The organism is Bradyrhizobium sp. ma5, assembly GCF_042258955.1.
Taxonomy (GTDB): Bacteria; Pseudomonadota; Alphaproteobacteria; order Rhizobiales; family Xanthobacteraceae; genus Bradyrhizobium.
Genome location: NZ_CP170156.1, coordinates 5213055 through 5239223, shown reverse-complemented (window position 1 = coordinate 5239223; position 26169 = coordinate 5213055). Strand labels below are relative to the sequence as shown.

Annotated in this window: 31 protein-coding genes, 1 tRNA gene, 1 pseudogene and 1 riboswitch; of the genes and pseudogenes, 21 read left to right on the top strand and 12 right to left on the bottom strand. The window is 64.0% G+C overall.

Annotation, left to right across the window (positions count from 1 at the left end; genetic code table 11):
- The first annotated feature begins 136 nt into the window (after positions 1-136).
- The 3 genes and pseudogenes from ACE103_RS24475 (at position 137) to ACE103_RS24465 (ending at position 5322) form a co-directional block, all read left to right on the top strand.
- On the top strand, positions 137-1108 hold the full coding sequence (locus tag ACE103_RS24475) for a Bug family tripartite tricarboxylate transporter substrate binding protein (protein WP_375775203.1): 972 nt from the start codon (positions 137-139) through the stop codon (positions 1106-1108).
- A gap of 145 nt (positions 1109-1253) precedes the next feature.
- Positions 1254-3935: a PAS domain S-box protein gene (locus ACE103_RS24470; RefSeq protein WP_375775202.1), complete on the top strand. Its 2682-nt coding sequence runs from the start codon at positions 1254-1256 to the stop codon at positions 3933-3935.
- 324 nt (positions 3936-4259) lie between these two features.
- Positions 4260-5322, top strand: a pseudogene (locus tag ACE103_RS24465) (SMP-30/gluconolactonase/LRE family protein).
- Positions 5323-5481: 159 nt separating this feature from the next.
- On the opposite strand, the gene ACE103_RS24460 reads toward ACE103_RS24465, so the two are convergent.
- Positions 5482-5832 carry a GrlR family regulatory protein gene (locus ACE103_RS24460; protein WP_092114933.1) on the bottom strand — a complete coding sequence of 117 codons (351 nt, stop codon included), beginning with the start codon at positions 5830-5832 and terminating at the stop codon, positions 5482-5484.
- Between the two features lie 237 nt (positions 5833-6069).
- Between ACE103_RS24460 and ACE103_RS24455 the strand changes: the two genes are divergently transcribed.
- Entirely contained in the window at positions 6070-6501 is a 432-nt protein-coding gene (locus ACE103_RS24455) for a hypothetical protein (protein ID WP_374707963.1), read from the top strand.
- 15 nt (positions 6502-6516) lie between these two features.
- Here the strand turns inward: ACE103_RS24455 and ACE103_RS24450 are convergent, their stop codons facing one another.
- Positions 6517-6900, bottom strand: coding sequence for a VOC family protein (locus tag ACE103_RS24450; protein WP_173642388.1), 384 nt, complete (start codon positions 6898-6900; stop codon positions 6517-6519).
- Positions 6901-7164: 264 nt separating this feature from the next.
- Between ACE103_RS24450 and ACE103_RS24445 the strand changes: the two genes are divergently transcribed.
- Positions 7165-7803 (top strand): hypothetical protein, encoded by a 639-nt coding sequence (locus ACE103_RS24445; protein WP_375775201.1) that lies wholly within the window; start codon positions 7165-7167, stop codon positions 7801-7803.
- 217 nt (positions 7804-8020) lie between these two features.
- On the top strand, positions 8021-8539 hold the full coding sequence (locus ACE103_RS24440; protein WP_375775200.1) for a hypothetical protein: 519 nt from the start codon (positions 8021-8023) through the stop codon (positions 8537-8539).
- A 121-nt stretch (positions 8540-8660) separates the two neighbouring features.
- Here ACE103_RS24440 and ACE103_RS24435 read toward each other — a convergent pair whose 3' ends face one another.
- Positions 8661-9074 (bottom strand): hypothetical protein, encoded by a 414-nt coding sequence (locus ACE103_RS24435; protein WP_375775199.1) that lies wholly within the window; start codon positions 9072-9074, stop codon positions 8661-8663.
- 216 nt (positions 9075-9290) lie between these two features.
- Positions 9291-9370, top strand: a riboswitch (ZMP/ZTP riboswitch).
- A gap of 15 nt (positions 9371-9385) precedes the next feature.
- Here ACE103_RS24435 and ACE103_RS24430 point away from each other — a divergent pair.
- The 6 genes from ACE103_RS24430 (at position 9386) to ACE103_RS24405 (ending at position 13387) form a co-directional block, all read left to right on the top strand.
- Entirely contained in the window at positions 9386-10249 is an 864-nt protein-coding gene (locus ACE103_RS24430) for a bifunctional 5,10-methylenetetrahydrofolate dehydrogenase/5,10-methenyltetrahydrofolate cyclohydrolase (protein ID WP_375775198.1), read from the top strand.
- A gap of 144 nt (positions 10250-10393) precedes the next feature.
- The gene (locus ACE103_RS24425) at positions 10394-10846 is read left to right on the top strand and encodes a MaoC/PaaZ C-terminal domain-containing protein (protein ID WP_375775197.1); all 453 of its coding nucleotides are present in this window, start codon (positions 10394-10396) and stop codon (positions 10844-10846) included.
- Between the two features lie 151 nt (positions 10847-10997).
- Entirely contained in the window at positions 10998-11420 is a 423-nt protein-coding gene (locus ACE103_RS24420) for a zinc-ribbon domain containing protein (protein WP_375775196.1), read from the top strand.
- Positions 11421-11621: 201 nt separating this feature from the next.
- On the top strand, positions 11622-11915 hold the full coding sequence (locus ACE103_RS24415) for a hypothetical protein (protein WP_375775195.1): 294 nt from the start codon (positions 11622-11624) through the stop codon (positions 11913-11915).
- A 172-nt stretch (positions 11916-12087) separates the two neighbouring features.
- Positions 12088-12459 carry a hypothetical protein gene (locus ACE103_RS24410; protein WP_375775194.1) on the top strand — a complete coding sequence of 124 codons (372 nt, stop codon included), beginning with the start codon at positions 12088-12090 and terminating at the stop codon, positions 12457-12459.
- Between the two features lie 151 nt (positions 12460-12610).
- Positions 12611-13387: a hypothetical protein gene (locus ACE103_RS24405; RefSeq protein WP_375775193.1), complete on the top strand. Its 777-nt coding sequence runs from the start codon at positions 12611-12613 to the stop codon at positions 13385-13387.
- A gap of 9 nt (positions 13388-13396) precedes the next feature.
- Here the strand turns inward: ACE103_RS24405 and ACE103_RS24400 are convergent, their stop codons facing one another.
- Positions 13397-13789 carry a winged helix-turn-helix transcriptional regulator gene (locus ACE103_RS24400; protein ID WP_375775192.1) on the bottom strand — a complete coding sequence of 131 codons (393 nt, stop codon included), beginning with the start codon at positions 13787-13789 and terminating at the stop codon, positions 13397-13399.
- A 149-nt stretch (positions 13790-13938) separates the two neighbouring features.
- On the opposite strand from ACE103_RS24400, the gene ACE103_RS24395 reads away from it, so the two are divergent.
- Positions 13939-15057 carry an L-dopachrome tautomerase-related protein gene (locus ACE103_RS24395; protein ID WP_375775191.1) on the top strand — a complete coding sequence of 373 codons (1119 nt, stop codon included), beginning with the start codon at positions 13939-13941 and terminating at the stop codon, positions 15055-15057.
- A 63-nt stretch (positions 15058-15120) separates the two neighbouring features.
- On the opposite strand, the gene ACE103_RS24390 is transcribed toward ACE103_RS24395, so the two are convergent.
- Positions 15121-16278, bottom strand: a complete 1158-nt coding sequence (locus ACE103_RS24390) for an alkane 1-monooxygenase (RefSeq protein WP_375775190.1) — start codon at positions 16276-16278, stop codon at positions 15121-15123.
- A gap of 64 nt (positions 16279-16342) precedes the next feature.
- Between ACE103_RS24390 and ACE103_RS24385 the strand changes: the two genes are divergently transcribed.
- Positions 16343-17353 (top strand): helix-turn-helix domain-containing protein, encoded by a 1011-nt coding sequence (locus tag ACE103_RS24385; protein ID WP_375775189.1) that lies wholly within the window; start codon positions 16343-16345, stop codon positions 17351-17353.
- Here the strand turns inward: ACE103_RS24385 and ACE103_RS24380 are convergent.
- Entirely contained in the window at positions 17350-18204 is an 855-nt protein-coding gene (locus ACE103_RS24380) for a sterol desaturase family protein (RefSeq protein ID WP_375775188.1), read from the bottom strand. The two genes, ACE103_RS24385 and ACE103_RS24380, sit on opposite strands and share 4 nt — an antisense overlap.
- A gap of 345 nt (positions 18205-18549) precedes the next feature.
- Positions 18550-18699 carry a hypothetical protein gene (locus ACE103_RS24375; protein ID WP_223967418.1) on the bottom strand — a complete coding sequence of 50 codons (150 nt, stop codon included), beginning with the start codon at positions 18697-18699 and terminating at the stop codon, positions 18550-18552.
- 648 nt (positions 18700-19347) lie between these two features.
- Here ACE103_RS24375 and ACE103_RS24370 point away from each other — a divergent pair.
- On the top strand, positions 19348-19683 hold the full coding sequence (locus ACE103_RS24370) for a VanZ family protein (RefSeq protein WP_375775187.1): 336 nt from the start codon (positions 19348-19350) through the stop codon (positions 19681-19683).
- A gap of 237 nt (positions 19684-19920) precedes the next feature.
- Here the strand turns inward: ACE103_RS24370 and ACE103_RS24365 are convergent, their stop codons facing one another.
- Together ACE103_RS24365 and ACE103_RS24360 are read right to left on the bottom strand one after the other, a co-directional pair.
- A complete protein-coding gene (locus ACE103_RS24365; protein WP_375775186.1) occupies positions 19921-20109 on the bottom strand; it encodes a hypothetical protein in 189 nt (62 codons plus the stop codon).
- Positions 20110-20454: 345 nt separating this feature from the next.
- On the bottom strand, positions 20455-20640 hold the full coding sequence (locus ACE103_RS24360) for a hypothetical protein (protein WP_375775185.1): 186 nt from the start codon (positions 20638-20640) through the stop codon (positions 20455-20457).
- Between the two features lie 258 nt (positions 20641-20898).
- Between ACE103_RS24360 and ACE103_RS24355 the strand changes: the two genes are divergently transcribed.
- On the top strand, positions 20899-21087 hold the full coding sequence (locus tag ACE103_RS24355; protein ID WP_375775184.1) for a hypothetical protein: 189 nt from the start codon (positions 20899-20901) through the stop codon (positions 21085-21087).
- Between the two features lie 594 nt (positions 21088-21681).
- Here the strand turns inward: ACE103_RS24355 and ACE103_RS24350 are convergent.
- Together ACE103_RS24350 and ACE103_RS24345 are read right to left on the bottom strand one after the other, a co-directional pair.
- Positions 21682-21758 (bottom strand) — tRNA-Arg (locus ACE103_RS24350).
- An 85-nt stretch (positions 21759-21843) separates the two neighbouring features.
- Complete coding sequence (locus ACE103_RS24345) at positions 21844-22128, bottom strand: hypothetical protein (protein WP_375775183.1); 285 nt, start codon at positions 22126-22128, stop codon at positions 21844-21846.
- A gap of 224 nt (positions 22129-22352) precedes the next feature.
- On the opposite strand from ACE103_RS24345, the gene ACE103_RS24340 reads away from it, so the two are divergent.
- A complete protein-coding gene (locus tag ACE103_RS24340; protein WP_223967421.1) occupies positions 22353-22799 on the top strand; it encodes a hypothetical protein in 447 nt (148 codons plus the stop codon).
- A gap of 232 nt (positions 22800-23031) precedes the next feature.
- Complete coding sequence (locus tag ACE103_RS24335; RefSeq protein WP_256459054.1) at positions 23032-23154, top strand: hypothetical protein; 123 nt, start codon at positions 23032-23034, stop codon at positions 23152-23154.
- A 321-nt stretch (positions 23155-23475) separates the two neighbouring features.
- Here the strand turns inward: ACE103_RS24335 and ACE103_RS24330 are convergent, their stop codons facing one another.
- Positions 23476-24285: a helix-turn-helix transcriptional regulator gene (locus ACE103_RS24330; RefSeq protein WP_375775182.1), complete on the bottom strand. Its 810-nt coding sequence runs from the start codon at positions 24283-24285 to the stop codon at positions 23476-23478.
- A gap of 116 nt (positions 24286-24401) precedes the next feature.
- Between ACE103_RS24330 and ACE103_RS24325 the strand changes: the two genes are divergently transcribed.
- From ACE103_RS24325 to ACE103_RS24315, 3 genes are all read left to right on the top strand, one after another.
- Entirely contained in the window at positions 24402-24815 is a 414-nt protein-coding gene (locus ACE103_RS24325; RefSeq protein ID WP_375775181.1) for a hypothetical protein, read from the top strand.
- A gap of 26 nt (positions 24816-24841) precedes the next feature.
- Positions 24842-25585 carry an MFS transporter gene (locus ACE103_RS24320; protein ID WP_375775180.1) on the top strand — a complete coding sequence of 248 codons (744 nt, stop codon included), beginning with the start codon at positions 24842-24844 and terminating at the stop codon, positions 25583-25585.
- Positions 25586-25699: 114 nt separating this feature from the next.
- A complete protein-coding gene (locus ACE103_RS24315; protein WP_375775179.1) occupies positions 25700-26104 on the top strand; it encodes a hypothetical protein in 405 nt (134 codons plus the stop codon).
- Positions 26105-26169: the final 65 nt, after the last annotated feature.

Below are 26169 nucleotides of genomic sequence, written 5' to 3'. Positions count from 1 at the left end.
GTCATCGCCGCGATGACGATTCCGGCGCGAAGGATCACCACGGCCTGAAGTTTCGTCTCCCGAAACCGGCGCCTTGCTGGCGGCAGCCAATCCCTGCATCCTGTCCGCAACAAGATGACAGGCGGGAAACCGGACGATGCTGCGGCGGATCAACCTCATTGCCGGTACCTGCCTTGCGCTGCTGGCGCTGGCGGGCGCGGGACGCGCGCAGGATTTCCCGAACCGGCCGATCCGCATCGTCATTCCCTATGCGCCCGGCAGCGTCGCCGACGTGTTCGCGCGCATTGTCGCGCAGGACATGCAGGAGCAGTGGAAGGGCACCATCGTCGTCGAGGCCAAGTCCGGCGCCAACGGCTCGATTGCGGCCGAGGAGGTCGCGCGGTCCGCGCCCGACGGCTATACGTGGCTGCTGGTGACGACGTTCTTCACCGCAAGCCCGGCGCTGAACACCCAGCTGCGCTGGGATCCGGTCAAGGATTTCGAGCCGGTCGGGCAGATCTGTCTCGCCCCGAACTTCTTCATCGTGCCGACGTCGTTGCCGGTGAAGTCCGTTGCCGACTATGTCGCGCTCGCCAAGGCCAAGCCGGGCACGCTGAACTACAGCCATCCCGGCAAGGGCTCGACCGGCCATCTCGGCTTCGAGCTGTTCAAGCGGTTGGCCGGGATCGACGTCACCGCGATCGGCTACCGCGGCTATCCGCAGATGGTGCCTGATATCGCGAGCGGCCTGATTACCTCGAGCTTCCTGTCGGCGAACCAGGCGCTGGCCCAGGTGCAATCCGGCAGCATCAGGATCATCGCGTCGATCAGCGACGGCCGCTCCAAGTATTTCCCCGATGTGCCTACCATGGCCGAGCAGGGCTTTGCCGAGGCACAGGTGACGCCGTGGTTCGGCTTCGTGGTGCCGGCAGGCACCCCGCAGCCGGTGGTCGAACGCATCAGCGCGGCGCTGGAAACGGCGCTGGCCTCCGCCGAGGTGCGCAAGAAGCTCGACGTGGCCGGCTGCGACGCCAGGAGCGGGCCGCTCAAGCGCTTCGCTGAGATCATCAAGGTCGACGTCGCGATCTGGGCCAGGGTGGTCAAGGAGGCCGGCATCCCGCCGGACTAGGCCGCGTTAATCTTTGCCGGAATCGGCCGCCGGCGGTCCCGGGTGATACAGGTCACACCGCCGGCCGGTCCGGGGCTTCAGCATGTTTCCCCAAAGCCCGTAAATTCCCGTATATTGGGGCGCATTGGACCCCGGCCTTGATGACATGACCGCTGAATTGCCGCCGAATTCGCAAGCGCCGCGTGCGTTCTCCCTCTCCATTGGCCAGCTCACGTTCGGCAGCTTCCTGCTGGTGCTGGCTGTGATCATCATCACGTCCACGGCCAGCGTGATCGCGATCCGGCACATCGATACGACTTTCGCCGAGCTGCAGCGGCTGCAAAGCGTCGGCGACATCGCCGAGGACATCGACCGTCGTACCAACGAGCTGCGGCTGGCGGCGCGGGACTTCGTCACCGAGCCCGGCAACCAGTCGGCCCAGGTCGCAGAGGCGGCCCAGTCGCTGAGCGAGATCCTGAAGAAGACCCGGATCGAGCTGGCGCCCGAGCAGCAGGACATGATCGACGGCGTCACCCAGCGGCTGGCAACCTATCGCAGCGGGATCGAGCGCATCTCGGCGTTGCTCAGCCGCCGCGCGGAGATCGTCGCCGGGCTGCCGCCGCTGCGCGACGCCTTCGACAAGGCGGTCGCCGTCAGCAATGATGCGGCGCTGGCCAAAGCGCTGTCGCAGGCCCAGAGCCGCATTGCCACCGCGCTCCTGGCGCACAACACGTCGGCGGCCGAGCAGGCCGCGCAAAGCATGCGGGCGATGACCATCGCCGACCCCACCCTGCGCAGCACGGTCGACAATTATGCCGAGGCGATCAGCGCGATTTCGGTGCGCGAGGGCCAGATCGCCGACATCGACCGCGAGGTGCTCGGCGCCGAAGGCCGCCTGATCCAGAAGGTCACCGAGCTGTTGCGCGAGCTCAGCTCTCGCCGCGGCCATGTGCTGTCGCGCGATTTTGCGCGCACGCTGGCCGAAGCAAAATGGCAGAGCATCGTGCTCGGCACGGCAGGGGTGCTGATCGGCCTGTTCGCCTCGGTGCTGGTGGTTCGCCGCACCGTTCGCCCGCTCGCCAGGATCGCCGGGTCGATCCGCAAGGTCGCGGGCGGCGAGAAGAGCGCCTTCATTCCGGGCGCCGACCTCGACAACGAGATCGGCGACATTGCGCGCGCCGCCGAAGTGTTCCGCCAGACCCTGGTCGACGCCGACAGCGCGCGCGAGGCCGCACTGCGCGCGCTCGCCGAGCAGCGGCTCGCCGAGGAGAGCTACCACAAGCTGTTCGAGGCTTCGGTCGACGGCATCTACGTCACGACGCCGGGCGGCGCGCTGCTCAACGCCAATCCGGCGCTGGCGCGGATGATGGGCTATGCCACGCCGCAGGACCTGATCAACGGCATCGGCGACATCGCCTCCACCGTCTATGTCGATGCTGCGGCGCGAGAGCAGTACCAGCAGCTGATGCAGCGCGACGGCACGGTGCGTGACTACGAGTATCAGGTGCGCTCGCGCGACGGCACCGCGCTGTGGCTGTCCGATTCCGCGACCGTCGTGCGCAACGACGAGGGCGAGGTGATCCGCTACGAGGGCACGGTGCGCGACATCACCGACCAGAAGCGCGCCGAGGATGCCATCGCCGAAGGCCGCCGGCTGTTGCAGATGGTCATCGACACGGTGCCCGCCGTCATCAACGTCAAGGAACGCAATTTGCGCTACGTGCTGATGAACCGCTACATGGCGGGCATCTTCGGCATCGAGCCGCAGGACGCGATCGGCCAGACCACTGCCGAGCTGATGTCGCGCTATGGCGCGGCCAAGACCGACGAGAACGACAAGCGCGTGCTGTCGGCGCGCCGCGAGCTTGGCTTCTATGAAGAAGAGTACAAGGACGCAGCCGGCAACATGCGGCAATGGCTCGTCAACAAGCTGCCGATCCTCGACGCGCAGGGCGACATCGAGAACATCGTCACGGTCGCGCTCGACATCGGCGAGCGCAAGCGGTCCGAACAGGAGATGCGCAAGGCGAGGGATTCCGCCGAGGCTGCGCTGCGCAATCTGCGCGAAACCCAGAATTCGCTGATCGAGGCCGAGAAACTCGCCGCGCTCGGCCGCCTCGTGGCCGGCGTCGCCCATGAGGTCAACAATCCCGTCGGCATCAGCCTCACGGTGGCCTCCGCGCTGGAGCGCAAGACCGCGAACTTCGCGACCCAGGTCGAGCGCGGCGACTTGCGACGCTCGAGCCTCAACGACTTCCTGAACACGGCGCGGGATGCCTCCTCGCAGCTCGTCGCCAATCTGAACCGCGCCGCCGAGCTGATCCAGTCGTTCAAGCAGGTCGCCGCCGACCGCAACTATTCGGACCAGCGCACCTTCGATCTCGGCGATCTCACCGAGCAGGTGGTGATGAGTCTGCGGCCCGGTCTGCGCAAGCACAATCTGACGCTCAACGTCGATTGCGAGCCGAACCTGATCATGAATTCCTATCCCGGACCGTATGGCCAGGTGCTGACCAATCTGTTCCTCAACGCGGTCGCGCATGCGTTCCCGGACGGCAAGGCCGGCGAGGTCGAGATCCAGGTCCACGCCTCCGGCGGCGACAATGTCGAGGTGATCTTCGCCGACAATGGCTGCGGCATGAGCCTCGACGTGCGCCGCCGCGCCTTCGATCCGTTCTTCACGACGCGGCGCGACCAGGGCGGCACCGGGCTCGGGCTGCACATCGTCTACAGCATCATCACCAACCGCCTCGGCGGCCGGCTCTCGCTCGAGTCCGCGCCCGGCAACGGCACCCGCATCCAGATGATCCTGCCGCGCGTCGCACCGCTGGAGCAGGCCGCGGAGTAGGGCGCGCGATTGCCTGTCCGTCTTGTGCTCTGACCCCGCCTCGTGCTCTGACCCCGCCATCCTAAGGCGCGAGCGGAGCGAGCCTCGAAGGGTGAACGGCCCGCTGGTGGCCGTCGACCCTTCGAGACGGCCGCGTTGCGGCCTCCTCAGGGTGATGGTTGGATTTTCGAGTGCGCGAGAAGGCCATCAATATTCGATCGGCATCGATCAATGCCCGGCGGCATTGGACCGTCCGCGACAACGCTCCTACGGCTCGCTCAGCCGACCCGGGGATCAACGGGCGGTACGGGCAGGGAGGACGACATGATTTCACGGCGCAATCTGATGGCCGGCATCGGCGCGGGCATCGCGAGCGCAGCGGCTAGCCGCGTCATGGCGCAGTCGTTCCCGTTCAAGCCGAACCAGCGCTACCCGGATCCGGCCGTCGAGATCCTCGATCCGGCCTTTGCCAAGTACCGGCTCTACAGCTCTACGCTGGAGCAGGTCGCGACCGGCATGCGTTGGGCGGAAGGGCCGGCCTATTTCCCCGAAGGCGGCTATGCTGTTCAGCGACATCCCCAACAACCGAATCATGAAGTACAGCGGGAAGGATGGCAGCCTCAGCGTCTTCCGCAGTCCCGCCAATTTCGCCAACGGCAACACCCGCGACCGCCAGGGGCGGCTCGTCACCTGCGAGCACTCGGTGACACGGCGGATCACGCGCACCGAGAAGACCGGCAAGATCACCGTGCTGGCCGATAGTTTCGAGGGCAAGCGCTTCAATTCGCCGAACGACATCGTGGTGAAATCCGACGACACGATCTGGTTCTCCGATCCGGTGTTCGGCATCGCCGGCGAATGGGAGGGCTTCAAGGCCAAGCGCGAGCAGGACAACACCAACGTCTTCCGGATCGGCACCGACGGAAAGCTAACCGCCGTCATCACCGATCTGGTCAATCCCAACGGGCTCGCCTTCTCGCCGGACGAGAAGAAGCTCTACGTCGTCGAGTGGAAGGGCACGCCGAACCGCAGCATCTGGAGCTACGACGTCAATGCCGATGGCACCGTCGGCAACAAGACCAAGCTGATCGACGCCGCCGATCAAGGATCGCTCGACGGCTTCCGCGTCGACCGCGACGGCAATCTGTGGTGCGGCTTGGGCAGCAACGGCGCGCTGCAATCGGAGCCTGTCGAGACGGGCGGCCGCAAGATCTATCAGCTCAAGGGCAAACCTGAGGATCTCGACGGCGTCATGGTGTTCAGCCCGCAGGGCAAGCCGCTCGGTTTCATCCGCCTGCCGGAGCGCTGCGAGAACCTGACCTTCGGTGGACCCAAGAACAACCGCTTGTACATGGCGTCATGCCATTCGATCTACGCACTCTATGTCGAGACGCACGGCGCGACGTGAGGCATCTACTGCGCCCCTACCTCTCCGACCCGTCATCCTGAGGAGCGCGCTCTTGCGCGCGTCTCGAAGGATCGACGGCCGCTAGCGGGGCCGTGCATCCTTCGAGACGCCGCTTTGCGGCTCCTCAGGATGACGGGACTCAGACCATGGTTTCGATCCCTAGTTGATATCCGCGAGCTTGTGCAGCGTCGCGCCGAAGATCAGGCTCGCCTTGCCGACCAGCGCGGTTCCACTCATGGTGCCGCGGGTGTCGGTGAAGGTGCCGGAGACGCCGATGCCGACCGGCGCCGGCCCGCCGAACAGCGGGTTGTCGGTCTCGCGCGGCGTGGTGTGGCGTTGCACGAGGACCTCGCCCTTGAACGCATCACCCTTCACCGTGTAGCTGCCGGTGTAATACAGATAGGCATCGCCGCCGAGAATTTGCCCGTCGCGGAAGAGAATCACTCCGCTGCCCTTGCCGACGCGTCCGTCCAGCAGGGTGACGTGGATTGAGTACAGCCCGTTCTTCATAATGTCCCATTTACCGGCTGCCGCGCCCGCAGCAATCCGGATTGGTTTTTTATGCCAAAGCGAGCAACCTCGTGCAATGCGGCAGGTTGATTCCGGGGGGTCCGGAGTGGCCGTGAACCCTCGGTTCCTGCCAGGCGGTGTGACGGCGCGATGACAGCGGACCGTACGCGCGAATCGAACTGGCCCGCGAAATGCATAGCTCTGGTTGCACTGGCCGGTGAGTGCTGGAGCGAACACATGTCAGACTGGATTGAATCGGGTGGCCGTTTGGCGCGCCCTCGCAATGCCAATGGAACTTGGGCCCGTCGTGCGGGCCGTGTGATGGTGTTTCTCGGACTGATGATGCTGGTGCTGGCGGCCGCCGTGCAAATCGCGCGGGCGCGCGATCCCGATGGCCGCTACGCCAATTCGCCGCTCAAGGAATGGTTCGACGGTCTGCGCAGCGGCAAGGGGCCATGCTGCTCGGATGCCGACGGCAGCGCGGTCAGCGACGTCGATTGGGAATCGAAGGACGGGCACTACCGCGTGCGTCTCGACGGAGCCTGGGTCGATGTTCCCGACGAGGCTGTGGTCACCGAGCCCAACCGGGTCGGCCGCGCCATGGTCTGGCCGATCAAGAGCTACATGGGCGTGACGATCCGCTGCTTCATGCCCGGCAGCATGACGTAGCGGAGCGGTCGTCGCTCACGCGTATTTCTGGTCGCGCTCGAGCAGTTCGATCGAGATGCCTTGCGGGCCGCGGATGAAGCAGATCCGCACGCCGGGGCGGATCGTGGTCGGCTCCTTGGTGAACTCGACGCCCTTGGCCTTGATCTCGGCCGCAACCGCGTCGATGTCCTTCACGGTCAGCCCGAAATGATCGAGCCCCTGATACGGCGTCACCGGCGGGGCATTGACGCCGTCGCCTTGCGTCACCTCCGCGATGAACACCTTGGCGCCGCCGAGCTGGACGTCGATGCGACCGGGGCCGCGGATGATCTCGCCGCCGAGAATGTCGCGCAGCCAGGTCGCGGTTGCCTCGGGATCGGGGCTGCGCAGATGGACATGGTCCCAGGTGACGACAGGCATTGCGGTCTCCTCGTTGTTCTCGCGCCGCTTGCGTGCGCGGCACTCGCTCTCGGGCGGCGCAAATCTAGCGAGCGGCCCGTTGGGATACCATCCCTCCGTGATGCCAGCCGCAAGATTGTCGTCCCGGAATGAAACCATTCCGGCCGTCGGTGATTGGTCTCGCGTGGCCGCTCGACCTGCGGCCGTCCCGGATGCCGCATGCTGAGATGCCCGCGGCTTCTGTGCTGGGCGGCTCGATCGGGCGTCGAGGGTGAGGGCACGACGATGCGGATCGGCTTGGCGTCGTTTCGAAGGCATACCGCCGGACGTCTCGGTGAGGGCGGCCTTTGCGTCAGCCTGCTGCTGTCGGCGATCGCGGTTGCCGGGACTGCGGCTTGGTTCATGCTCCCTGAGCCGAGCGATGCCGGAGAGCAGGATGTCAGGCCGGCGTCTTCCGCCGTCATCCGCTCCGCGCAGGATGCATCGACCGGTGCGCAGCCTGCCCAAATCACAAATCAAGCCGCTAGGGATGCGCCGGCCGCACCGGCAGGTGAACCGGCCACGGTCGGCATCGCCACCGCCGCGCAGCCAGCCGAGGCGGCCAAAGCGTCCGAGCCCGGAACCGAAAGATCGCCGCTGGACCGGCTGCGGATCGCTTCGCAATCCTGGCGGCGCGGCGGGCTGGGTTCGAAGATGCTGGTCACCCTGACGCTGCGTAATGCCAATGATTTCGCGGTAAAGGATATCCAGATCGCCTGCGCCTTCATCCGCAGCGACGGCAGCCCCGTGACGGAACGCAAGCGGCTGATCCCGGACACCATCGCTATGAAGAGCCGCAAGACCTATCCGCGAATGCTGATCGGGTTCGTAAACGTTAACGCAAACAAGGCGAAATGCGCCGTCGTGACGGCCAGTCGGGCTTAGTCCCTGCATCCCGAAAAAGTGACCGGGAATTGACTTGCCGGGTGAACCGTAACGGCCAGGCAGGAACTAACTAATAAGCCGACCGTTAGAGAACGACCCGGAAGCGCAGGATGGCGTCTGTCCGGGTGATCATGCGCAGACGATGAATTCGTTGCGCGATGGCTGGTGTCGTCGCGTCGAGTTGAACCGCGCCCGCAGCGCGGGGGGAGCTATCAAAATGCCTGTGGCGCGTTATTTCCTGTTCGTTGGTGGCGTGCTGCTTGCGCTGCTCTTCGTCGTCAATGCCTTTGTACCGCAGGAGGCCGTGGTCGCCAGCCAGGGCCTATCGTCGCCCGGCGTCGACAGCAAGACCATGGTACGCATCAAGTCGACCCAAAAACTGCCGGAGCGGGTGGTGTACGACACCAACCTGCCGACCCTCGTTCCGTCGCAGGTGAACGCGGTTGCCGCAGCGGCCCCGCCGGCTGCCAGCGACGCATCGGCGCAGGCCCGCGTCCGCAACACGTTCGCCCAGTTCATTCCGCCGGAGAAGGCTGACGCACAGAAGGGCACCGTGGTGGCCGAGGCGAAGCCGGCCGAGCAGCCGGTGCAGGCGCCGAAGAAGCACAAGATTGCGCGCAGCCATACCCATTCCCAGCAGCCGATGCGGCTGGCCCAGCCCGGCATGTATCAGCCTTATCGTGTCGCGCAGCAGCAGCCGCGCATGGGCTTCTTCGGCGGCTTCGGCACCTGGTAGGCGAGGACACGCCGCAATCGGCAAGCGATACGCCGCCGCAGACACTTGCGGCGGCATTTTCATGTCCGCGAGATCAGACGGGTAACCGGTTGCGGGAAGGCGGCCGGGTGGCCGGAACCGGTTAGCGCGGCAGGCGCGGAATCTTGTCGGCGAAGCCGTTGTAGCAGGTCAGCCGCTCGTCCTCTTCCTTGACGAACCGACAATCGGCAACACCCTTGGCAGGGGCGGCCTTCGGCTTGGGCTGCGGCTTGAAGATCTCGTCGTAGCACATCAGCCGCTCCTTGGTGGCGTCGTCGATGTCCTGGCAGGCCTGGAGCTTCTGCGCGACCGATTGCGGCTTGCCAGGTGCAGCCTTCTCGCCCTTCTTGGCTGCCGATTTCTTCCCGACCTGGACCAGCGGCTTGTCGCCGACCATCGGCTGCGGGGCCGCCGCCGGCTTGTCGGCGGCGGGGGGTGGCGTGGTGGCTGGAGCGGTGCCTTGAGCATGCGCGGCAGCCGGGCAGAGGAGCGCCAGCGCGAGGATGATATGTCTCATGATGAAAATATCCGAAGTGGCGTGATGACCGGAAGGATGGCGCCGGGGATCGGAAAAGCCCGGCAAGCGCCGAGGCTTATCGCAAGTTCTGCCCGAATCCTACCCCCGGAGGGGGCCTGCCCGGCACCGATCCACCGGCAAAGCAGGGGCAATTCGTCGCCGGTTCGGCCGCAAGCGGGCGTGATTTGCGTTTGCCGGGCCGGGCGGCTATGACGGCGCCATCTGCGCGACTGGCGCTTGGATGGACCACCATCGGGGAGCGCAGAGACTGAACGCCGCGCGCCTGGGCACCGCTTCGAAACGGAGGTGCCATGACGGCGAACATTCTTGATGGGCATGCACATGCCCAAATTGTCATCGACAAGGTTGCGAGCGAACTGGACCGGCTGCCCCGCGCGCCCGGGCTCACGGTCGTGCTGGTGGGCGATGACCCGGCGAGCCAGATCTACGTGCAGAGCAAGGTCAGAATGGCCGGGCGGCTTGGCCTGCGCGGCGAGGTCGAACGCCTGCCGGATGACGCCAGCGAAACCGATCTGCTGGCCAGGATCGATGCGCTCAACGCGCGCGATGATATCGACGGCATCCTGATTCAGCTGCCGCTGCCGGCGCATATCGACGCCTTGCGCGTGATGGCGGCGGTCGATCCCGCGAAGGATGTCGACGGCCTGCACGCCCTGAACGCAGGCCGGCTGTTTCACGGCGACGATGCCTTGGTGCCGTGCACGCCGCTCGGCTGCCTCAGGCTGATCAAGTCGATCCGGCCGGATCTCACCGGCGCTCATGCCGTGGTGATCGGCAGCTCCAATATCGTCGGCAAGCCGATGGCCGCGCTGCTGCTGCAGGAGCAGGCGACCGTGACGCAGACCCACATCCACACCCGTGGCATCAGCAAGATCTGCCGCCAGGCCGACATCCTGGTCAGCGCGGTGGGGAAGGCGGGCCTCGTGCGCGGCGACTGGATCAAGCCGCAGGCCATCGTCATCGACGTCGGCACCACGCGCGTCGAGAAGCCGGAGGGCGGCTACGCGGTCTGCGGCGACGTCTTCTTTGACGAGGCGGTGCAGGTCGCCGGCGCGATCACGCCGGTGCCGCGCGGCGTCGGCCCGATGACGATCGCCTGCCTGATGGAGAACACCGTGAAGGCGGCAAAGGCGAGGGCGGCCCGGCTGCAATAGCGCGGGATGCCTGCTGCGAGACGCGAGCGGCGGGTGCCGCGCGCGTCTCGTGCCCGGATGTCCCGTGCGCGAAGTTCATGACCCCTGAGGTAATGGAACGCCCGCAGCATTGGTCTATCGTCGCGCGACACACGGAGGCGGGCGATGCTGTATGCGGAAGATCTCACCGAGGGCCAGACATTCCAGCTCGGCACCTACACCATCGGCGAAGCCGAAATCCTGGAGTTCGCAGGAAAATATGATCCGGTGCCGATCCATACCGATCCCGTCGCGGCCTCGGCGGGCCCGTTCGGCGGCCTGATCGCAAGCGGCTTCAACACCATCGCGATCTATCAGCGGCTCGTCGTGGAGGCGATCTGGACCAAGGTGGCGGGCATCGTCGGGCGGAGCTTCGAGATCCGTTTGCCGAGCCCTGTCCGCCCGGGCGCCACGCTGACCGGGCAATCCCGGATCCAGAAGATCACCATCAGGCCGGAGCGGCGCGACGCCGTCGTGATCTTCAAGACCGAGCTCGTCAACGACGAGCAGCGCCCCGTCCTTGTCCTGGTTCTCGATGCGCTGATCCACATGCGGCCGGCGGAGCAGCAGCGGACATAACCTCTGCCCGGATCGATCTGGCCGCCCGGCAATGCTGCGGCTACCATGGCAAGCCTGCCCCGAACTGGGCGTATCAATGACGTCGTCCTGATATGGCCGGACCGCCGGGCGGCAAATTCGTCGATACGGTTGCAAGACGGATGGTGTGGGCGTGAAGCGCAGCAAGCAGACGCGCGGCGAGATCGAAGCCAAGCAGCACAAGGCTGAGGAATGGCGTCGCACGCTGGCTCAACGCGCCGCCGAACGGCTGCGCCTGCGCGACTACAAGATCGCGCTGGCGCGCGACGAGGTTCCGGTGGTCACGAGCCAGCTCGCACCCACGAACAGCTATTCGATTCCTGATTTCGTCGAACGCGGAACCTATCGGCCCGAGCCGTTCGTCTGCAAGGATTGCGGCGTTGCCGAGGTCTGGACGCCGTTGCAGCAGAAATGGTGGTACGAGACTGCCAAGGGCGACGTGTTCACCAAGGCCGTGCGCTGCCGGGTCTGCCGCACCAGGGCGCGCGCACGCAAATCCGCCGCCCGCCGCGTGCATCTGGAAGGGCTCGCGAGGAAGAAGCCTTCTGCCACGTAGCGAGCCGTTGCGCCTCGCGTCGGCCACATACACACAGCGATGGATCTGGAACCCACGCGCACGCGGTCAATGCGTCGCGCGTGCGGAACGTTTCGTGGCCTGATCGGTTCGAGACTTCGAAGCCTCCGGCGAGGGGTGCGGGCGGGGAGGAACCAGCCAGGGAAACATCCAAGGCCGGAACCAACAAAGAAGGAACAGCGGATGAAGCTCAATTCCACGCAAGTCAAGCAGACCATGACGCAACTGAACGCGCAGGTGCTTCCGGATGATCATCCGGCGGTGGCGCAGCTGAACAGCGTGTTCGGCGAGCACACATTCTTCGTCGACACCACGGGGCTCAAGGTCCTCGAACCCGCCCAGAGCTCCGACATGTCGGGGCAGACCGGTGAGGTGGTTAGCCTTGCCGAGTGGAGCGATCCGGAGCTGACGTCGCTGCGGCCGCACGAGCCCGAACCGACCGGCGTGCTCATCACGCTTGAACCCAGCAAGCACTAAAGCGATTCAATCGGATCATGCTCTGAGTGCCGCATCGAGCGGCACCGCAATCGGCCTTCTTGATGGCGACAGTCTCCAACGTCACATCAAGAGGTGTCGAAAGTCACATGGCAAATCAGCGCCGCCTGCGTATGCATCGGTTTGAGATGGGTATCCAGGCGGTGAGGGCCAGATGGGGATCGTGCGGCGCTGGAGCTCTGACGAGGACGAGAAGCTCAGAGAACTCGCCAGGGCCGGCAAGAACGCTCTCGAGATCAGCAACGAACTGACCCGCAGCGCATCGGCCGTGCGCCGCCGCGCCGAGGTGCTGTCGGTCCTCATTATGGCCAAGGCGTTTCGCGCCCGCCCGTCACATGTCGCCACCCATCTCGAAAGGGTCGCAATCGACGCGATCCGCAATCGCCGTTCGTTTCCTGCAGGCGTCGGCCCCAGCACCATTGCCGGAATGATCGAGAAGGGATGGATCGTCCCAGAGATGGGGCGCCGATATCGCGTTACCGATGCTGGCACGGAGGCGGTGCGCCGGAAGATCCCGAGCGGGTGAGGGCAGCGCAGCAAGGGTTCGTGCCAGCCGGACTATTCGAGGCCGGCTGCAAGATTCTGCGCCCGAGACGGATGTCCCATCCGTTCAATCATCGGAGGCGCGACGACCGGGGTCTCCGTGTCTCCCTCCAGCCGTCCGTGTGATTGCGCCGATGCTTAACGCCCAGTTTGCTCCAGCCGACCGGTACCAGCGTTTCGCTGATCTTGCGCCGTTCGTTCGTGAGGTGATCGGCACCATCGCGGCATTGACCTCGGCTCAGCGGCTGGACGTGGAATTCCTCGAAAGGGAATTCATCCCTGCGCTTGGTCTCAACGATGAGCTTCTGCGTGAGCAGCCGCCGGAGCTTGCGCCGTATTTCGGCAGGGGCCTCCACCTCTGGCAGTATCCGAGCCAGCTCGCGCCGTATCTGGCCTGGCTTGCGCGCAACGCGTCCGGCATTTCCTCCTACATGGAAATCGGCTGCCGCTGGGGCGGCATGTTCATTCTGGTTACCGAGTGGCTGAGGCACAGCGGCGCCGACCTCAAGACCGTGATCGCACTCGATCCGATCGCGCCGACGCCCTTCATCTCGACCTATTTCGATCTGCTGCAGGAGCAGGCGTCCATCGAGCCGGTCTACATACAGGACTTTTCGACCTCACCGCTGGTCGCCGCCCATGTCGATCGGCTGAGGCCCGACTTCGTTTTCATCGACGGCGATCACAGCCTGCGCGGTGCGCTGCAGGATCACCTGCTGGTGCGCTCTCACGCCAGCATCATCGTGCATCATGACATCCACTCGCAGGCCTGTCCGGATACGACGTTGCTCTGGAAGGCGCTGAAGGAGTTCGAGGCACCTGGCTTCGATACGTTCGAATTCATCAGCCAGTATCCGTCCGTCAACGGATCGTTCCTCGGCATCGGCGCAATGAAGCGGCGGCAAGCCTGAGCTGTTGCCCTAGCTGGCGCGCGGTGCCGAAGCAGACGCACCGTTGACTGCACGCGGCGAGGGGCGGCGCGTCTCCAGGTACGAATTGCCCCAGACCCACAGTGACCGGATGACCGGCTCGAGCGAGCGCCCGAGCGGCGTCAGCGAATATTCGACGCGCAGCGGCACCTCCGGATAGATCTCGCGGTGGATCAGATCAGCGGTTTCGAGCTCGCGAAGCTGTCGCGTCAGCATGCGTTGCGAAATCCGCGACAGCCGCCGCCCGAGTTCGTTGAAGCGGATGGTGTCGCCGAGCAGATGATAGAGGATCACGGCTTTCCACTTGCCGTCGATCAGGTCGAGCGTCGCCTCGACCGGGCAGCCGACCGCACAGTCATAGCTCTTCGCATCAAGCTCTTTCATGGTTCACTCCCTGATACTACCGGACATTCCTGTGCGTAATTGTCAGCGTTCAAATTAGCGCGCAACGTCGATCCCGCAAAGCCGAACCTTGCCGATCAAGGCGGGCACGGCGCGCAGGACATATCAACGATAACAGGGAGGGGACCCGCGTGAAGCGAGGGATTTTGTTGATCGCCGCGATGACGGCGAACGTGATGCTACCAAGCGCGCATGCGGACGAGGCGGTTCGTGCCGAGATCGTGGCGCGGTTGCCCGAGTCGGTCGGCAACATCGCCATCACGCCGGATAACCAGCTCATCTTCAGCCATCACCCGTTCTTCAGTCCCGAGATCAGGGTCGCCAAGCTGACGTCGCCGACGACATCACAGCCATTTCCAAGCGCGGAGTGGAATACGCCGCGGAAAGGCACCGACCAGTATCTCGACAATGTGCTCGGGCTCAGGTCGGACGAGAATGGCGTGGTGTGGATCATCGACATGGGATTCCGCACCAACATCACACCCAAGCTGGTCGGATGGAATACCCGCAGCGACAAGCTCGAGCGCATCTACTACATGCCCGATCCGGTCACGCGGCCGGGCTCACAGCCGCAGGACATCGTGATCGACCAGAAGCATCGCAAGTTCTATATCGCCGACGAGAATATCGGCCCCGGCGGCGACGGATCGCATGCCGCGATCATTGTCATCGACATGGATACCGGACGCGCCAGGCGCGTGCTTGACGGCGACCGCTCCACGATTCCCGAAGACCTGCCGATCACCGTGGACGGCAAGGATCTCACCGTCTCGGGCAAGGACGGCAAGCCGTCCATCATCAAGGTCGGCTGCGATGGCATCACCATGGATGTGAGGTCGGAATGGGTCTATTTCGCGCCGCTCAGCGGCCGCTCGATCTACCGCGTGCGCGTCGCCGACCTGAATGACGAGAAGCTGACGCCGGCCGAGCTCAGCGCCAAGGTCGAGCGCTATTCCGACAAGCCCAACAATGGCGGGCTCTCGATCGACTATGCCGGCAATCTCTATCTCACCGCGGTCGAGAGCAAGTCGGTGGGCGTCGTCGGCACCGATCGCAAGTACCGTACCTATCTGAGCGATGCCGAGATGGTGTGGCCCGACGGGATCACGGCGTCCTCGGACGGCTACATGTACGTATCGGCGTCGCAAATCTCTGCGGCCGGGATGTTCCACGGCGGCAAGGGCGAGAACAAGGCCCCGTATCTGATCTATCGCTTCAAGCCGCTCGCGGCAGGCTACGTCTCGCGATGACCGCGCATCGCGCGTATTGACGACGATCGCCCGACCTGCTCGCAGGCCGGGCGACACCTGCTATCACGCATTCGCCGGCCGGTCGCCGAGATTGAGCTTGCTCTTGTCGCCGCCGGCCCACGCCAGTGTCTTCGGATCCATCACGCGGAACCAGAGCGGCGGGATCGCAGCAAGGCCGAACATGCCGGTGTAGCCGTTCGGCAGCCGCGGAATGTCGTCGAAATCGCGCAGCGACTGGTAGGGGCGCATCGGGTTGGCGTGGTGATCGGAATGACGTTGCAGGTGGAACGTCATCAGGTTCGAGACGATGTGGTTGGTGTTCCAGGAGTGGCGCGGCTCGACCGCCTGGTAGCGGCCGTTCGGCAGCTTCTCGCGCAGCAATCCGTAGTGCTCGACATAATTGGCCTGGGTCAGCGCGTACCAGCCGAGGAAATGGTGCGCGACGATGAACGGCGCGACCTTCCAGCCGAACAGTGCGATCAGAATGGCCGCGACGACGAGCGTCAGCGCAAAGCCCTGCAGGATCTCGTTGTTGACTGACCAGACCGGCTCGCCGCGCCGGGTCAGCCGCTCGGCCTCATTGCGCCAGCCGCGCTTGAACGCGCCCGGCAGCTCGCGGGTGGCAAACGTATAGATCGATTCACCGAACCGCGCGCTGGCGGGATCCTCGGGGGTCGCGACCCAGGTGTGATGGCCGCGATTATGCTCGACGCGGAAATGGGCGTAACCCACCGCGCAGTTGGCGAGCATGCCGAACAAGATGTTGAGCCGGTCAGCCTTGTGGCCGAGCTCGTGCCCGATCAACAGCGCGCCGCCATTGATGGTGCCAACGCCGAGCAGCAAAGCGACATAGGACCACCACGGCAGCTGCTGGGTGCCGAAGAACGCGATCAGGGCGACGTAGTTGATCCAGGGGAACACCACGGTGATGCGCGCAAGCCGCAGATAATAGGGATCGGCCTCCATCGCCGCGACCACTTCCGCCGGCGGATTGTGGGTGTCTTCGCCGAAGACGACATCGAGCAGCGGGATCAGGATGAAGATGAAGACGAACGGAATCAGCGTCACCAGCGGATTGTGCGTCTGCAGAAACCACCAGTAGGACAACAGCGGGATCAGCGGCGGGATGAACGAGAGCATCCATAGATAGCGCTTGCCGTCCTGGTAGGTGATGGTTTCGCCAGCGGCATTGCGAGGCGGGCCTGCGCCGCCAGTTTCCAACAGGCCAATTTTGTGGCATTTTGCGCCAAGCGGCTGGACGTTCGCGAGGGAGGGCGCCAAGGCAATGCAGGGATCGGAGGCCGATGCCCTTCGCACGCCGGTGTCCGTGAGCTATGCGCGGGCGCTGGTGCGGGCGTTTGGCAAGACGCGCGGCGAGCGCGACGAGCTGCTGCAGGGCACCGCAATCCAGCAGGACGTGCTCGACCAGCCCGGCGCCCACATGCCGGTGTCGTCGCTGGTGATCCTCGCCGCCAACATCACCCGCCGGCATGGCGAGCTGTGGCCGCTGTCGGCCGCGGCGGTCTGGTCGACATCGCTGCAAGGCGCGCTCGACGTCGCGACCAGGACGGCGCCGACCATCGCGGATGCGCTCAACACCGGCGCGCGCTTCGGGTCGACCCGCGCGCCCTTCATCCGCAACCGGCTGCACACCACGCCGCGCTCGATCCAGATTGAAATCTCGCCTGCGGTGGCCATGGACGGCGCGCTGTGGCGCGCCGTGGCGCTGGCGGTCAGCCTCAACGTGCACGCGGTCTATGCGCAGCTGCTCGAGGATGCGATCGACCAGGCGACCTTGCAGTTTCCCTGGCCGCCGCCTGCGGGCGCGGAGCGGCTGATGCAGCATTATTCCTGCGCGGTGAAGTTCAACGCCGCCGCCTTCATCTTCGATGTGCCGAAGCAGCTATGCGCGCGGCCTTCGCCGTTTGCCGATCCGGAATTGCACGCCAAGGCGATCGAAGCGCTCGAGGAAATCGAGAAGCCGCGCTCCGACACCGCGGCGCTGGCGCGGATCGTCGAGAGCCTGATTGCGGCGCGGCTGCCGCAGCGCCTCGGCGAGGAAGAAGCCGCGCGCCTCGTCGGCACCTCGCGGCGGACGCTGGTGCGGCGGCTGGCGGAGGCGGGCTGCGCCTTCCGGCCGTTGCTCGACGCCGTGCTGCGGGAGCGCGCCCGGACAATGCTCACTGCCGATACACGGTCGCGCGACGAGATGGCGGCCGCGCTGGGCTACACCGACGCGACGAGCTTCAGCCGCGCCTGCCGGCGCTGGTTCGGCGAGAAGAGCTTGCGCGGCTAGCTCAGCGGCGCGCTTTGGCGCGGCTGTGCAGGCTTTCCACCGTTCGACAGAGGTTGGGTGGCTGACGGATCGTCGCGCTTGCGCTTCGCGGTCCACGCGACAAACGGGTAGGCCAGCAGCGCCAGGTAGCTGGAGGGCATTGGATGATCGACGCCAAACGCGTTCGGATGCTGCCCCTTCGGAAGGTAGGCGCTCCCGAACAGCACGTCGTAGAACGAGAACAGCCCGGCGAAGTTCTTGTCTCTCGCTGCCGTGTCGCTGCTGTGGTGCCAGTGATGAAATTCCGGCGACACCAGGACGTGCCGCAGCGGTCCATAGTTCAGGCGGACATTGGCATGAACCAGCCAGGCCTGCCAGTAGTAGACGAGCAGATAGGTCGCGATCGCTTCCGTAGAGAAACCGAGCGCGTAAAGCGGAAACAGCGCGCCGGCCTTCATGAACATCACGTCGAGCGGGTGCTGGTGAATCGCAGCGAGCCAATCCAGTTCCTCGACCGCGTGGTGAACGGAATGGATCTGCCACATCGCGGGCACGACGTGCAGGATGCGGTGCGTCCAGTAGACGCCGAGGTCGGCGATCAGGATCACAAGGGGCACTTGAGCCAGATACGGAAGATGGCCGATCGTCTGCGTCACTGCCGCAGGCAGGACCGATTGATTGACCAGAATGGCCGCCGTCATGATGGCGATCACACCGGCCAGCACCAGCCCGGCGTTGATGAACAGGAAGGCCATGTCGGTCAGCAGGCCACGTCTGAAAATCTTCTGAGGCCTCGCGGCGAACAGTCGCTCGAAAGGTACGAAGATCAAAACCGTCAGCAAAAGCTGAGTCAGTCCAAATAGATCGCGCATTCAAAATGGCCGCCGGAAATAGCGGTAGCCTATCACCTCGGCTCCCGATAGCGTCAATAGGAAGGAAAGCCCAAGCGCAAGCAGCGTTAAGCGGGAGCGTTAATCGGCCCGGTTCCAGGTCGCCGGGCACGGCAGGAAACCAGCCAAGTCCAGCGCCGCGGATCTTCGCGGCCGGGGAGATGCAGGTCTATTCCGGTGGTCGGGTCGACCGCGCACGAGCCACGCCGGCATGGGCTTGCTTGCGGCGGATCAAGAGTCCTATGCCCCCGACGACCGCTAACACTGCTCCGGCGATCATGAGCCAATGCGGCAATTGCAATGACAGCAAGAAGTCCTTTGCCATTGTCACTCCAGGACGTCGTACTCAAATGCTATGCCCTCAGGGTCGTTTTCCTCTAGCCATTTTTCAGCGACCTCGATCGTTGCGAAGACCTTGATATGGTTCTCGTCGCCGACCTTTTTCGCTGCGTCCGTGTAGATCCAGACAGTTTTCATCGCATCAACTCAAAAAAGTCTGACCTTGCTCAACCGCAACCTGGTGCCGACAACGTGCCGCAGCAGCATATGTCGGGTGCCAACTGTGATCCGATCTCGTTGGATGTCGTCCTGCCCGGCGTGGTAAGCCTGCATGTCGGCACTAAACTGGCGGACGACCTCCGGCGGGACCTCGATCGGCTTTCGGGGAATGGGCATGCCAGAGAGAGACAGGGACCTTGGCTTTCGTCGTCGGTCGCGCGTGAGCGGTGAAAGCTGTTGTGGCTCGCGACAGACCAAATCGTGTCAAACCTTTCTGCCGGTCAGTGCATGAAAGCCACCATCAGCGCAATCGTGACCAAGACGTATGTGCTTGTAACGGTGATGCCCAGGTATAAGCGCTCCATAACGGCCTCGCTGCCTTTCAAGGTGAGGTGCCGCCCCCTCGTTGTTCATCGTAGCGCTTGCTGCGCACCGCGAAGTTGGAATTTCGACTTACGGTGGGTCTACGGAAAGCACCATCGGGATTAGTCCTTGTGGGCCACCCCGGTATTGCGCCGATCCCGCCTGTCGCTGACGCGCGCGATGGGCTAATTCAGCGACGGTGCATCTAAGACACCACGACTTGGAAATCGTTGCTTGCTTGCATCAAGGATCAGGACGTTCGGAATGGTCATTGGCTGGCTAGCGCTGGCCTTTATTGCGTTCGCCACACTGTCGCCGATCCAGGACCGCCCCTCGTTTGCTGATGATCCGCACGTCGAGCATTTCGTCGCATTCGCGGTGATGGCATTGGCCTTTGTGGTCGGCTATCCCCGGCGCGCCATGCCGATCGTGCTCTTGGTCGTTTTCAGTGCGTTAACGCTCGAAGCAATGCAATTGCTAACCCCTGACCGGCACGGCCACCTGGCCGACGCATTCTTCAAGGTTGCAGGAGGCATCGCCGGCATCGGAGCGGGCCAGCTTCTACTGCTGCTCGTTCTGCGCAACCAGTCCGACCGGTGACTTCAACCGTTGAACTTCGCGAACGGCCAAGCAGCTTCTCCAGGGTCGAGAAACGGCGCCTTGCTGAAGCGAGCACGACAGTCAGACGCTGACGGCCTCCGTGATCATGCGGCGTTGTCATAGTGCCCTGCGCAGGCGGTCAGCAATTTGCTCAGGGCAAATACACTTGCGCCGTCCAACGCATGGCAGTTCAAACGAGGCGTTCGTTTGGAGTTTGATGCCGCGTCTGCGCTCGTCCTAGCTTCGTTTCAGACGAGCGATCCTCTTGTAGTCGATCCACAACTCGACGAATTCGTGCTCGTCCAAAAAACTCTCAGCTCGGCGCTTTGCCTCCTCGTCGTCATTGCAACGAAGTTCATACGTTGCGCGGGCGACGCCGGCCGGGTCTACTCCAAATGCCACGTAAGGTTTGCGTTCTTCAATCATTTTGTCCCCACGACTTAATGGCAGTCCGATTGACGCAGCTCGGCGTCGGAAGATGTCATTGCAAATCGATGTATCTCAAATAACGAAGGAGGCCGCCGGCCGCTGAACAGCGGCCTCCTGGACCCCGATTTCAAATGAACGCCTTGGCAAAAAAATCGCCGCCGAAGGTCCGATATAAGTAGAAGGCAAATGCGCTACCCAGTGAAGTCCAAACACGGCTATCCACATAGGGAACTGTCGTGACGTTGCGAGCGCGACACACTTCTGTGACCTCGGAGCGATCTGCATCGCCCGCGATCCGCGCAACCATGTTCGATCAATCGGTGATCCGCGGGTTCGATGTTTTCATGAGCCGGCGCCGATGACGATCGGAGCGAGCGGAAAGCTCGATGCCGGGCTGCGCGAGGCGCGATAATAATCCGGTTCGACGACGATGATGACTACGCGCCGCACTACGTTGATCGGATGCTGGTCCTTGTGCAGGAGCGTGGTGCGGATCTCGCGAAACTTTTCGGCTTTCGCAGTGGTCATATGGCCGAAATGTTTCCCACCTCTTGCTGACCCCGCAGATGTCCTATTGCGCTTGACCGGGTCGGACTCGGCGTATCAGCAGTGAACCTGCGCGGCGAACCTCGGGCGGGATCTCAAGCGGTTTCGGGTAGGGGGCATCGGCCGAAATATCGACATGTGGCGTTCGGCCACGTGTGTGCAGGTTCACAGAAGCATCGAAAACCAAGTGCTATATTTAAGAGGATATTGCGGTCGTTCATATTGCTGACGGAGTCCACGATGAATTGCACGGCATCGATACAGCCAAGGTTCCTCGTTCGAAAAGGAAGCACCGACTGGATGGTCTACGATCGACAACGCAAGGGGGCGGCCCAATTGAACGATTACAGTTTGGCTGAGAAACTGACGAAGGAGCAGGCCGAGCAGATCAAGCAGCGGCTGGCGACCTGGAACCTTCAGCCGAGTTGAACTAGCCCGAAACGCCCTTCCCGAAGTTGATTGCCTCGCCGCCGTGACCGTTGCGGTGCATAGACTGATTTTAAGAAAGAGGAGCCGGCGCCAGGGCCTGTACGCCAGCTCCTCCGAAACGGAGACCGTAAGACGTTCCCCAAACCGGTCCCGTCCCTCTGAGAAGCCTGCGCCGACCTGCTTGCTGATTTGCTAACGGCCCGCTCGGCCAGCCCTCGACAGGCGGCGAATGGATATCGTTTTCCGGCAGGCCGGGCGGGAGTAACCCTTAATGGCGTTGCTTGGGGGCGGAACGAGCGGCGATATCGGAGGTAGGTTGTCGGCTCCCGACCCTTACACCCCCAACCCGGTCGGGAGTTGACAGAATGGCGACCTCGACGCGCCGTCCGCGTCGGGGTCGTTCCTCATTGCGCACATCGCATTTCAGAACAAACGCCAATCCGCCCTGTTGCGCCCTTGTCGCGCGGAGTGATTTGAGGCGGTTGGTAATGTCTTGATTTTGCTCGCAGCGAGTCGGGCTTGCTCGCAACACGAATACGATCATCCAGAACGAAATTGGTTCGTCCTAAACCATTGGACGATCGATGAAAACGCTGGCGCGCTCGGAGAGATTCGAACTCCCGACCCTCGGAATCGAAATCCGATGCTCTATCCAGCTGAGCTACGAGCGCGTTGCGGGTCGATTATCAGACTTGGGCTGTCGGGGCCAGCAGCGATGGCGCGGCGTCCGCGCGTCCCGCCAGCCTTCTTTTGAGCTCAGAAGCAGGGATGCCGGCGATGATCCTGGCCGATATAGGCGGCCGAGCCCTGGTAGCACTTGTTGGTCGACGGGCCGTCGTAATAGGCGAAGCTGCCGGCGGCCGGGCCCGGGCCGTAATTGTGCAGATAGCTGATGTGGTAGGGCAGGCCCCAATGCGCGTGGTGGTGATGCCGGTGGTGGCGCGGGGTGGCCGAGAGGTCGGCCGCGACGGCCGGCGTGAGGGCCGGGATGGCCAGGGAAACGGTCACGGCGAGGGCGGCGAAAAGCTTGGTCTTGGTCATTGGCGGCCTCCTGGCGTTCACGCTGGAATCGGCTTGCTCAGCCGGTCCAAGGTCCTCTAGCGCTTCATTTAACCCGGAATCCGGCCAAAAAGCTGCGGGAAATCGGTCACAGGGCGCCAAATTTTGCCTTTTTGCGGATGCTTAACGGATTGCCAACACAGTCCGGCCAGACTCTTGCGGTCAGGTCCGCCCGGGCTCGTCTTTCCCTCGGTTTCGAACATTCCATGCGCATCACGCCCCTTGTCGCTTTGCTGCTCTCGGTTCTGGCGGTCACGCCAGCGCGGGCCGTTCTGCACATCACGCGCGACCATGGCGGCTATGTCGAGGAGTACAAGGCCAAGTACAAGCAGATCCGCGAGCGCCGCGAGCGCGTCGTGATCGACGGCATCTGCAATTCGGCCTGCACGCTGGTGTTTGGCATCGTGCCGCTGAACAAGATCTGCGTGACGCCGAAGGCCAGCATCGGCTTCCACCAAGCCTATTACGACAAGGCATTCACCTTCGGCATCAAGGTCACTAGCCTCGAGGGCACCTCGGACCTGATGTCCTATTATCCCGATACGGTGAAGGACTGGATCCGCCGCAATGGCGGGCTCACCACCGAGATGAAGAAGATCAAGAACGGCGTCGATCTCTGGAAGATCGTCGATCCCTGTCCGGAAGAGTGGTAGGCGCGGACACTCGCGCGCTCCGAACCTTCTTCAAGCGCGGCTTTGCGTGCTTGTCGCGAGCGGCCAGTGCCGGCGATCCGAAACCCTGCAGTCAGAATTTGGAACCGGCAGCACGGGCCATTCGTTTTGCTCATGATGCGTTCATCCTGATGATGCGATGGTGGTCCGAGCAGCGAGAGCGAGCCTCATCGCCGGAGCAGACCGGCCCAGCTCGCCCGCACAGGAGGTTGTGATGGCAACCAGGTCCAATCTTTCGAAGGCCGAGCTCGCCCGCGGCGTTGCCGGCGCCGCATCAGCGTTGGTGCTGAGCGCGCTCGTCCTGTTCGTCGCCGCACATCACCTGAGCGGCGGGTAGACCGGGCGGCGGGTCCGCCAAGCCAGTCATGAAAACAGGAAGGTCCCGATCAGGAGGCCGGCCGCAAATGCCCAGAGTCCGAGGGTGCAGGCCGAGATGACCCGAACGAGATTGCGCAGATCCACGTCCTGCCAGCTGCTGTGGGATCGATACGTCAATGCAGGCACCCCCTGCGACGGCCGCCTTTGCTCTCCGCCGGGGAACCCTGTTCCTCATAGATGCCCAAATGAAGGCAACGGCCGGTTGTGCCAATCACGCGTTTGCGATCCGTAGGCGCCGATCGGCGGCCTTCCTCGCCGGCCGGGACCGAGCCTGAGCCCCTCAGGCCGCGAAGGCCGAACCGCCGCCTTGCACGATGTCGCTGAGATATTTCGCCGGCGGCTTGCCGAGCGCCTTCTTGAACATGGTGATGAACGCGGTGACGGATTCATAACCGAGCGCGGTTGAGACCTGCTGAACGCTCACACCGGCCGACAACTCGCGCAACGCGACGATCAAATGCAGCTGCTGGCGCCAGCGGCCGAACGTCAGGCCGGTTTCGCTCAGGACGAGACGCGCGAGGCTGCTTTCGCTCATGGCCACACGGCCCGCCCATTGGGCCATCGTGCTGCGATCGGAGGGATCGTCGGCGAGATCAGCCGCGATCCGTCGCAGGCGCGGTTCGCCCGAGATCGGCAGATGCAGCTGCTGGATCGGCATTTGCGGCAATTCGTTCAGCAGCAATTGCGCGACCAGCGTCGCATCGCCGACGTCATGCTGCATGCGATCCGACAGCGCGACGATGAGCTCGCGGAGCAGCGGCGAGATCGACAGCGTGCAGCAGCGGTCGGGCAGGTCGGCGGCACCGGGCTCGATGAAGACGAAGAAGATCCGCGCATTGGCGGTTGCAATATTGGTGTGGCGGGTGCCGCCGGGGAGCCAGACGCCGCAATGCGGCGGCACCATCCACAGTCCGTTCGGAACGCGGCACATCACGCCACCGCCGAGCGCAAACACCAGCTGTCCCTTGCGGTGCGCGTGCTCGGCCGCCTCGACCCTGTTCTCGGTGACGTCGAGGCGAACGGCGAGGGCCGGGGCCACGACGTCATCCGGATCGAGGTCCGGCCAAGGATAGCGAAGCTGAAAACCCATCGCGAAGCTAAAAACCCTTCGAGTGACTGAATTTAGCGATCAATAGATTAGATATGTAAATTCTTCCGGCAGCCAAGTCGATAGCTTCCGCGCATGCAGACAGCCGGGAGCATGCGATGACGATGATTGCGCCGATGCGGAATTTGAGCGGGCAGGGGCTCCTGGTCGCGGGGATCCTGCTGATCGCCTCGGCGCTTCGTGCTCCCATCACCGGCGTGGCGCCGATGCTCGGCATGATCCGCGAGAGCAGCGGGGTCAGCGCGGCGGAGGCAGGGGTCCTGACGACGCTGCCCTTGCTTGCGTTCGCTGCGATCTCACCGGTTGCTGCCATCTTCGGGCGCAGGTGCGGCATGGAGCGGTCGCTGTTCGGCGCGCTGCTGGTCATCGTGGCCGGGATCGCGCTGCGCTCGTCCGGTCCGGTCTGGGCGCTGTTCGCCGGCACCGCCACCATTGGTGCCGGGATCGCGGTTGCAAATGTCCTGCTGCCGAGCCTGCTAAGCGGGACTTCCCGACCCGCATCGCCAGCCTGACGGGCGCCTACGCGATCACGTCCGCATTGGCCCAGGCGCTGGCATCCGTCGTGGCGATCCCGCTTGCTCTATTGCCCGGATCGAGCTGGCACCTCTCGCTTGCGAGCACACTGATCTTTCCGTTGGTGGCGCTGGTCGCCTGGGTCCCGCAACTGGGGATGCACTCGGCTCCAGCGATCGAGCCTGGCTCGCCGTCACGTCGCGGGCGCATCTGGCACTCGCCGCTAGCCTGGCAGGTCACCGGCTTTCTCGGCCTGACCTCGCTGGTGTTCTACATCATCGTCGGATGGCTGCCCGCCATTTTGGTGCAGGCGGGCTATTCAGCGGCGGCGGCGGGCACGCTGCATGGCGTGGCGCAATTGGCGACGGCGGTTCCCGGCTTGATCCTTGGTCCGATGGTCCGGCGCATGAAGGATCAGCGCGGCATCGCGATCGTCGTGTCGCTCGCGACCTGCGTCGCGCTGCTCGGCTTGTGGCAGCTTCCGTCGCTTGCGATGGTGTGGGTCGCGCTGTTCGGTTTCGGGGCAGGAGCTGCCTTCATCCTCGGTCTGACATTTGTTAGCCTGCGAACCGCGCACAGCCAACAGGCGGCCGCGCTGTCGGGCATGGCGCAATGCCTCGGCTATACGCTCGCGGCTGCGGGCCCGCCGCTCGCCGGACTTGCCCACGATGCGACCGGAGGCTGGGAGGTTGCGCTCGTCTGCTGTGCCGTCGCGACGGTGCTGATGGCAGTCCTTGGCAACTTCGCCGGACGCGCGTCAACGATCTGATGCTTGTTCTGTGTGGACATCCGGCCTGTCAGACCGGCTTCCGCACCGGCGGCGTACAGGGGATGGCGGATGCCCGTCGGTTGTACGCGATGAAGCCGCGCGCTATGGAGACGCGTGGCGAGCAAGAGCCCGGGGAAAGTGCCGTTGAGGATATCCGCCAATACGCGCATCGTGATCGGATCGACGCTTTTTGCCCTGGCGTCGAGTGCGTTGCTTTATCTGGTTCCGGCGAGCCCGAACGACAGACTTCTGCTGCGCGGCACATTTCACTTCTATCAGGGGCACGCGTTTCTCGTCCCCGTCAAATACGTCGATGGCAAGATCGAGTCTGCCCGACTGTATGAAGATGACAGGCTTCTCGGTCCGCCGAACAGCACCCAGCAAGAGATCATCGACAAGGGCGCCGGCCGATTTGGACTTTACCGGGATCGCTGGGGCTATTTCGGACCGGCCTTGATGTTCTCGACGAGTGACAATACCGACCCGAACACCAACGGCAGGAAGTATCACCTCAGGTGACGATGTGGCGTGCGGAGCGACCTTGCCTTCCAGTAGCGGAAGGTATCGAGGGTGATCGGTACGAA